Consider the following 7,055-nt stretch of genomic DNA (forward strand, 5'->3'; position numbering starts at 1 on the left):
CCCCCCGGTTGTTACTAGGTCAGTCCGCGCAGCCGCGGACCGGATCCGACGATTTCCCGTTGGCCCGCAGCACCACTACTTCGATGCAGGTCCGGTCATTTTCGGCAACGGGAACGGTGACGGTGTCCTCGCGGGTCCGTTCGGGCTCGCCCTTGCCCAAGGCGGTGACCGGGGTCCAGATGAACATGTCCCCGTCCCGCTCGTCCGGATTGGTCCAGCTGAAGGTGGCCCGGCCGGCGTCGATCTTTCCGTCAAGATCCTCAGGCGGCACGATGTTGCCGGCCAAACCGTCAATTGCATTGGCGGGCGGCTGGCTGACCGGCGGCGGCGCTGCTTCCTCTTCCGGGGCAGGCATGTTGACGATAGCGGCGGCTCCGCCCACAAGCACCAACGCAGCGGCAGTCGCGCCAATGATGGCCAGCGGCTTCCGTTTTCCACGGCCGACGGCGGAGTCCTCCGCGGGCTGTTGGGTTCCGCTTGGCATGGCCGGGGCGGCTTGCCGCAGCACGGTGGCGTCGTCGGCCGCGGGGCAAGCGCCGTCCTGCCCGGGCCGCCGGGCCGTGGTGTCCGCACCACTGGCGGCAGGAACGGTACGGGTGGTGTCCCGGTCCGGGAAGACGGGACGTGCCAGCGTGGGCGAACGCGTGGTGCCGTCCGGGTCTATCGAGACCACCTGGCGGACCCGGGTGGCATCGCCGTGTTCGTCGGCGGGGGCATCGTCTGCGGCATGGGCCTCTTCGAGCACTTCGAACGGCGTTACCGACAGATTCAGTTCCGCCTGGATCCGCTGCAGGGCCAGCGCGAAGGCGTGCGCCGAGCGGAAGCGCGACGACGGGGACTTCGCCATGGCCGTGGCCAGCGCCAGTTCCAGCGATTCGGGGACATCGGCGCGCCGCAGCGAAGGCAGCGGCGCCGTCGCGATGCGGCTCATCAGTTCGCGCTGGGAGTTGTCCCCGCCCGGCCGCACGAAGGGCGAACGCCCGGCCAGCAGCGTGTAGAGCGTGGCGCCGAGGGCCCAGACGTCGATCTTGGTGCCGTCGGCATGGTCGCTGTGGAAGGCTTCGGGCGGCGACCACGGAATGGACATGCCGGCGTCGTCGTCGGCGCTGTCCATGGTGCCGGAAATGCCGAAGTCGGTCAGCGCCGGCCGGTTGTAGTCGGTGACCAGGATGTTGGCAGGCTTGATATCGCGGTGCACGATGCCGGCACGGTGCGCGGTTTCGACGGCGGAGGCCACCTGGACGCCGAGCGAGAGCACCTCGTCCACACCGAGCGGGCCGCGCCGGTACCGCGCATCGAGGCTCGGCCGCGAGCAGTACTCCATGGCCAGGTAGGAATGGCCGTCCGCTGTGATGTCCGCTTCGTAGATCGTCACGATAAACGGGTGGGTGGACAGCTGGGCCATCAGGTTGGCTTCGGATTCGAAGCGCCGGCGCGCGCCCTCCGTCTTCAAGTCGGCAATGAGGACCTTGACCGCGACCTTGCGCTTCGGCCGGTCCTGCTCGTAGAGGTAGACGTCGGAGAAGCCGCCGGACCCCAGCAGGCTGACGTAGCGGTAGCCGTCAATGGCAGGCGGCGGCGCAGGCGGACGCTTGGAACTCACAGCAGGTCCTCGAAACGCAGGGAGACGCCGTCGCCCAAGTCGGCGATGTCGCCGTCGAACAGGATCATGGACTCGCCCTGGCCCAAGCGGCGCGGCGGCTGCCCATCGCGGATCAGCATGGTCCCGTTGGTTGCCTTCAGGTCGCCGAGGATGACGTGCCAGCCCTCCAGCCGTACCTCCAGGTGGGATCGCGAGATGTCGCCGCTGACGCTGCGGACCTGGACCAGCTGGGGCATGACGCTGCCCTGGACCCGGGAGGCGGACGGCTGCCGGCCCACGATGACCGGACGGTCCAGTTCGATGACTTCGCCGGAAGACAGGCGCATCTTGCCCAGGCTGGGCCGCTTGACCTCGCGGGCGTCATGGGCCAGCGGCGCCGCGCAACTGGAGCAGGACGCGCGGGTCGGCGGGTTGGCGTGGCCCTGCGGACAGACTCGGGCCAACACCATCGGGCCCGTTGCCGGCGGCTCAGCCGCAGCGGCCCCGGCCGGAGGACTTGCTGCCAGGTCCTTCAGGTCGCTTCGCATCAGTGTTTGGCCGTCATGGTCGCCTTTGGGTGCAGGCAACATGGGCCCGGCTGTAGGGGAAGGCACGTGTTGAGCGGCCTCGGCAGCCTTCGATTCCGCCGCGCGTGCACGGGCAGAGGCGGACGGGGTCAGCCAGGGAACGGAGTCGATCAGGCTGACGGCGGGCGTCTCCGGGGCTGGCGGTTGCGGCACCGTACGGGCCGGCATGCCGCTGGCGACGGCGGGCGTCGGGGTTACGGGGTTTGGCTCGGCCGTTTCCGGAACAGTGTTCGCCGGCAGGTTCGCCCGCTGGGCCTTGGTATGAACGACCGTCTCTTCGAGGTCCTCCTCACCGGCGCCGGTCGGTGCCTCCGCATCCTCGTCTCCCGGCGAGAGGATCGTGTCGGCTGTGGCGGGAGCATCCAAGCCGTCCAGGTCATAGACGCCCGTCTGTTCGAGTGCCTCGGGCACGTCCGGCGTTGCCGGACCGCGGCCGGAGTCCTGCTGCCGGGCTTCTCCGGGCCGATCGCTCGGGCCGGCAGGGTCAACTTCAGCCGCCGGGGCTTGGCTGGAAGGCTCAGCTGCGGAAACGATGGAGGCGCTTACAGGTGCCGCGACCATGGGAGCTCCCGCCGGCGAAACCACAGCTCGTTCGGCACCCACGGTGCCCGCGCCGTCGTCGTTTCCCACCCGGATGCCGCCCAGCTGCACCACGCCTTCGCTCAACGGCAGCCAGCGGCACTGGCCTTCCTTGCCCTCGTTGATGACGACGTCGAAAAGTTCCTGCTCGGGCAGCAGCCGCTCGGCCCAGGTGGTGACACCCTTGCCGGAGAGCTCGGCCGCTCCGGCGTTGCCGTCGGCGTTGACCACCACGTCGCCGCGCAGGATGGTGTGCAGCTGGCCGCTGAAGGACACGATCGCGAATTCAGGCAGCGCCGAGAGGTCGCTTCCGTAGGCGTTGATCACAGCGCCCAGGACGGACTGCAGGGTCGGCTGGCCGGCCAGCACGTCCCACAGTTCGTGGACCACTTCATCCCGCGCCCCGCTGTCCAGCAGCACAATGGTGCCGCCGCGGACCAGGCCCAGCCAGGGGCCGGGACGGTAGGAAACGGCTGCCATCAGAGCTCCCCCTCGGTCGGTGCTGTGCCCGGCCCGCCCGGGAGCGGCCGAGGCAGTGTGTTGGATTCCTCCGCCTCCGGACGCGGCGCGGTGGCCTCTTGCTCGGCTTCCCGGGCGGTATCCGCCGCGTCGACCACCAGCACGGTGATGTTGTCGCGGCCGCCGGAACGGAGCGCGGCCTGGATCAGGGCCTGCACGGCGTCCTGGGGCCGCGGCGTGGATGTCAGGATCGAGTAGATATGCGCATCACTGACCTCGGACGTCAGCCCGTCGGAACAGATCAGCAGCCGGTCCCCGGGTTCCACCGGGAGCATCCAGAAGTCCGGTTCGGCGTCATCGCCGGTGCCGAGTGCGCGGGTGACGACGTGCCGGCGGGGGTGCACCAGCGCTTCCTGCGCGGTGATCCGGCCGGCTTCCAGGAGCTCCTGGACTTCGGAGTGGTCGATGCTGACCTGCTCCAGCTTGCCCTGGTTCAGCCGGTAGGTCCGCGAGTCGCCCACGTTGAACACCAGCCAGTACGGCATGTTGCGCTCTTCCACCAGCGCCGCGCCGGTGACCGTCGTGCCGGCACGGGAGGCGGCGGCAATCCGGATCCGGCGGTCGGCATCGACCAGCAGCTGCTGCATCTGCGCGGCGCCGAGGGGACGTTCCCGGGCATACTCGGCCAGGGTTTCCACGCAAATGCGGCTCGCGACCTCGCCGGCCTCGTGGCCGCCCATGCCGTCAGCCACGGCGAACAGCGGGGCCGCCGCGACAAAGGAGTCTTCGTTGAGTTCCCGGCGCAACCCCCGGTCCGTGCCTGCTCCGACGGTGAGTCGGATGGAGTCAATATGCCGTTCTTGGTCGCTGGTCATGCCTGCCCAATGATGAAGCTGCGGTCGCCGAAATGCACTGTGTCTCCGATCAAGGCTTGGGCGGGGCTGCCCGGCGTGAGCTGCTGGCGGACACCGTCCGCGCCGGTGACCGCGGTGCCATTGGTGGAGTTGCGGTCTCCGACCCAGACGGTATTGCCCTCCACGCGCAGCTGCAGGTGCGTCTTCGACACGGAGCGGCCCATGTCGGCGAAGTCGATGAGTTGGTCGACGTCCTCGCCCTGTGCCGCTGCCGGGTTGCGGCCGATCAGGGCGCTCCCCTCGACCTGGACTTCGCGCCCGTCGTCGAAGCGGATGGTGACACCCGCCGGCCGGGTGGCCGGTGCGGGCGCGGCGGCCGCAGCTTCGGTGCGTACCCGGGTGAATGCCAGGTCGTCGTCGGCGTGGGCCCCGGCTTGGGACACACCGGGAACGGACGACGCCGGTGCCTCCGGCGCCAGTGAGGTCGCCGGCGCGGTGCCGGCCGCCGTCGTCGTACTTGTGGCCGGTTCGGCGGGCGCGCTGAAGCCGGGGATGCCGGAAATAATGCTGCCGGAGGCAGCGGCATTCGCGTCGAAGGCCGGCCACTGCTGGCCTGCGAACGGAGACCCGCCGCCTGCCGCCGGGGCTGCGGCTGCCTGGCCCGTCGCGTTGACGGGTCCGGCCATGGCACCGGCGAAGGCGCCCTGCGGTGCCGCTCCCCCGGGTCCGAAGCCGGCCGCGCCGTACAAGCCGCCGGTCGTCAGCGGATCGCGGCCCGCGTTGACGTCCAGCACCAGCGTCTTGGCCACCTTGTCATGCCAGCCCTGGCGCTTGTGGTTGCTGTCCCACAGGTTCGAGATGGTCACCACGATGGGGCCGGCGACCGGCACCACGCCGCTGACGGCGAGGATGAGGCCGCGGATGAAGATCGCGGCGAGGCCCGGGGCCTCGCCGTCCTCGTTGGCGGTGCGGAGGCCGAGCAGGAGGTTGCCCGGGGTCTTGCCCGAACGGGCTTCCCAGATCCACTTCCAGACCGTGTAGGCCAGGGCCAGCAGCGCAGCGATGGAGAGCCAGAGGAGCATGCCGCCGAGGGCACCGGCCGCGTCGGCTTCGCTGCCGCTGGCCGCGGCCTGCAGCACGGCGGGCATGCTGATGCCGTAGGCGATGCCCACCACCACGACGGGAGGGATTCGGTCGATCGCCCATGCGCCGAATCTCTTGCCAGCCGACGCGCTGACGAGGTTCAGTCTTGCCGCCACGTACCGTCCACTCCCTCGCGTTGTTCCCTGACCGGTGACTCTACTTTACGGTGGGATTTTCCACCGCGGACACGCGCCGTGCCCGCTGAACCCTGCTGCCGCTGCGCCAACCGGGACCGCGCATCGGCCAGCAGCGACCGCAGCGAATACTTGGCACGCTGCCGCTTCCAGAACCCGGCTCCGGCGGCCATTTCGTCCAGCGACTTGTCGACCAGTTCCCAGTACTGCCGGACTTGGACTTCCGTCGGTTCGCCGTGCCCGAACACGGCAGCATCCGCGCGGTGCGCCAGCAGCGTGGTGGTGCCGGAAGCCGCAGGGAAGGCCTCGGCGAGTTCGGCGGCGTGCTCGCGCCGCGTCGCCCGCGGAGTGCCGGCCGCCCCCATGTCCGTGGCGAGCGAGACGACCTCGCGCCAGCCGCCGCTCACCCGCGTGCTCGGCAGGCCGTCCGCGGCGCGGCGCTTGCGGCGGCGCAGCTTGAGCCAGGCGATCAGCAACAGCGGGATCAGCAGGATGATGACCGGGATCAGCGCCACACCAACGGCGGTGACCAGCCAGCCCCACTGTTCCCAGAAGCCCTTCTCGTTCTGCTCGGCGTCCTGCGGCTCCGGTGCGGAATCCGGCGGCAGCTCGGCCGGCTCCTGCGGCGGGGGCGGCGGCTGCAGCACCTGCGGCTTGGGCGTGGACTTGGGCTGCTGCTGCGGCGGCGTCGGCTCATTGTCCTTGTCCGGCGTCGGATCGAAGGCCACCCAGCCGGCGTTCTCGAAGGCCACTTCCACCCAGGCGTGGACGTCCTTGCCCTTGATCTCCACCGGGTCCGCTGCCGTGCGTTCGATCGTCGGGTCCGGGTAGAAGCCCATGACCACGCGTGCGGGCATGCCCAGGTGCCGGGCCATCAGTGCCATCGCGACGGCGTACTGCTCGTCGTCGCCGATCATCTGCTCGGCGTCCAGCAGGGCCGTGATCCGTCCGGCACCATGGCCGGAAAGGCTGCGGGCCTCGTCTTCCTTGCCGTTGGAAAAGAAGCCGTTCTCGTGCAGCGCCCGTTCCAGCTGGCGGACCTGCTCGATGGGCTCGGTAGCATCCCCCACCAGCTCGCTGGCCTCGGTGCCGACGATGGCCGGCACCTGGTCCGGCTCCGGCAGCTTGAGCTGGGCGAAGCGGTCTTGGGCCAGCTGGCCGTCCTCCGGCTTGTCCGGGAACGTCACGTTCACCGAGTAGGCGTCCCCCGGGCGGACATAGGAGGTTGCCAGCGCGGTTTCCGAGTCCTCGTTGTAGTAGAGCGATCCGCCCACCTCCTCGGCGCGCGGGCCCTCCATCGCCACTCCGTTGAGCTCGCCTCCGGCCGGCAGCCACACGCCGGTGTAGTCGGCGACCTGGAAATCCAGCTCGACGGACTCCCCCTCGCCGGCCAGGGATCCGAGCGAGCTGGCGTCGCCCACCGGCGCATAGTTGCCGCCGCTCTCCGGGTTGACGTTGTAGACCACGCCGTCGTAGGTATCCAGCGCGGCCAGCCGCACCCGCTCCCCGGCCGGCAGCCCCTGCACGGTAAAGAGCGTGTCTTCGGACTTGTCCTTGACGTACTGGCGGAAATTCATCAGCGGCGACGGGTAGTCGTAGAGGTCCACGGGAGGTTCGACGACGTCGCGCAGCACCTTCCGTCCCTCGGTCGCCGTGAGTGCCGGCGCGGCGAGGGCGGTAGCCGCCGTTGCGACTGCCAGCACGCCGGCCGCCAAGC

5 protein-coding genes are annotated in these 7,055 nt (G+C 70.0%); all 5 read right to left on the reverse strand.

What is annotated here, in order from left to right:
* Nucleotides 1-19: 19 nt before the first annotated feature.
* Nucleotides 20-1,603, reverse strand: coding sequence for a serine/threonine-protein kinase (locus D477_RS09910; RefSeq protein ID WP_005268895.1), 1,584 nt, complete (start codon nt 1,601-1,603; stop codon nt 20-22).
* On the reverse strand, nt 1,600-3,228 hold the full coding sequence (locus tag D477_RS09915) for an FHA domain-containing protein (RefSeq protein WP_005268896.1): 1,629 nt from the start codon (nt 3,226-3,228) through the stop codon (nt 1,600-1,602). The genes D477_RS09910 and D477_RS09915 overlap by 4 nt, the downstream gene beginning before the upstream one ends.
* The gene (locus D477_RS09920) at nt 3,228-4,082 is read right to left on the reverse strand and encodes a PP2C family protein-serine/threonine phosphatase (RefSeq protein WP_005268897.1); all 855 of its coding nucleotides are present in this window, start codon (nt 4,080-4,082) and stop codon (nt 3,228-3,230) included. The genes D477_RS09915 and D477_RS09920 overlap by 1 nt, the downstream gene beginning before the upstream one ends.
* Nucleotides 4,079-5,320 carry an RDD family protein gene (locus D477_RS09925; protein ID WP_005268898.1) on the reverse strand — a complete coding sequence of 414 codons (1,242 nt, stop codon included), beginning with the start codon at nt 5,318-5,320 and terminating at the stop codon, nt 4,079-4,081. Before D477_RS09925 ends, D477_RS09920 begins: the two co-directional genes overlap by 4 nt.
* A partial coding sequence (locus D477_RS09930) for a DUF4129 domain-containing transglutaminase family protein (protein ID WP_237740750.1) occupies nt 5,305-7,055 on the reverse strand: 1,751 nt, incomplete at its 5' end. The genes D477_RS09925 and D477_RS09930, both read right to left, overlap by 16 nt.

The organism is Arthrobacter crystallopoietes BAB-32, assembly GCF_000328305.2.
In the GTDB taxonomy this organism is placed as follows: domain Bacteria; phylum Actinomycetota; class Actinomycetes; order Actinomycetales; family Micrococcaceae; genus Crystallibacter; species Crystallibacter crystallopoietes_A.

Coding starts and splice junctions, on each gene's coding strand:
- D477_RS09915 (WP_005268896.1), bottom strand. CDS start 3,228: ATGGCAGCCGTTTCCTACCGTCCCGGCCCCTGGCTGGGCCTGGTCCGC.
- D477_RS09920 (WP_005268897.1), bottom strand. CDS start 4,082: ATGACCAGCGACCAAGAACGGCATATTGACTCCATCCGACTCACCGTC.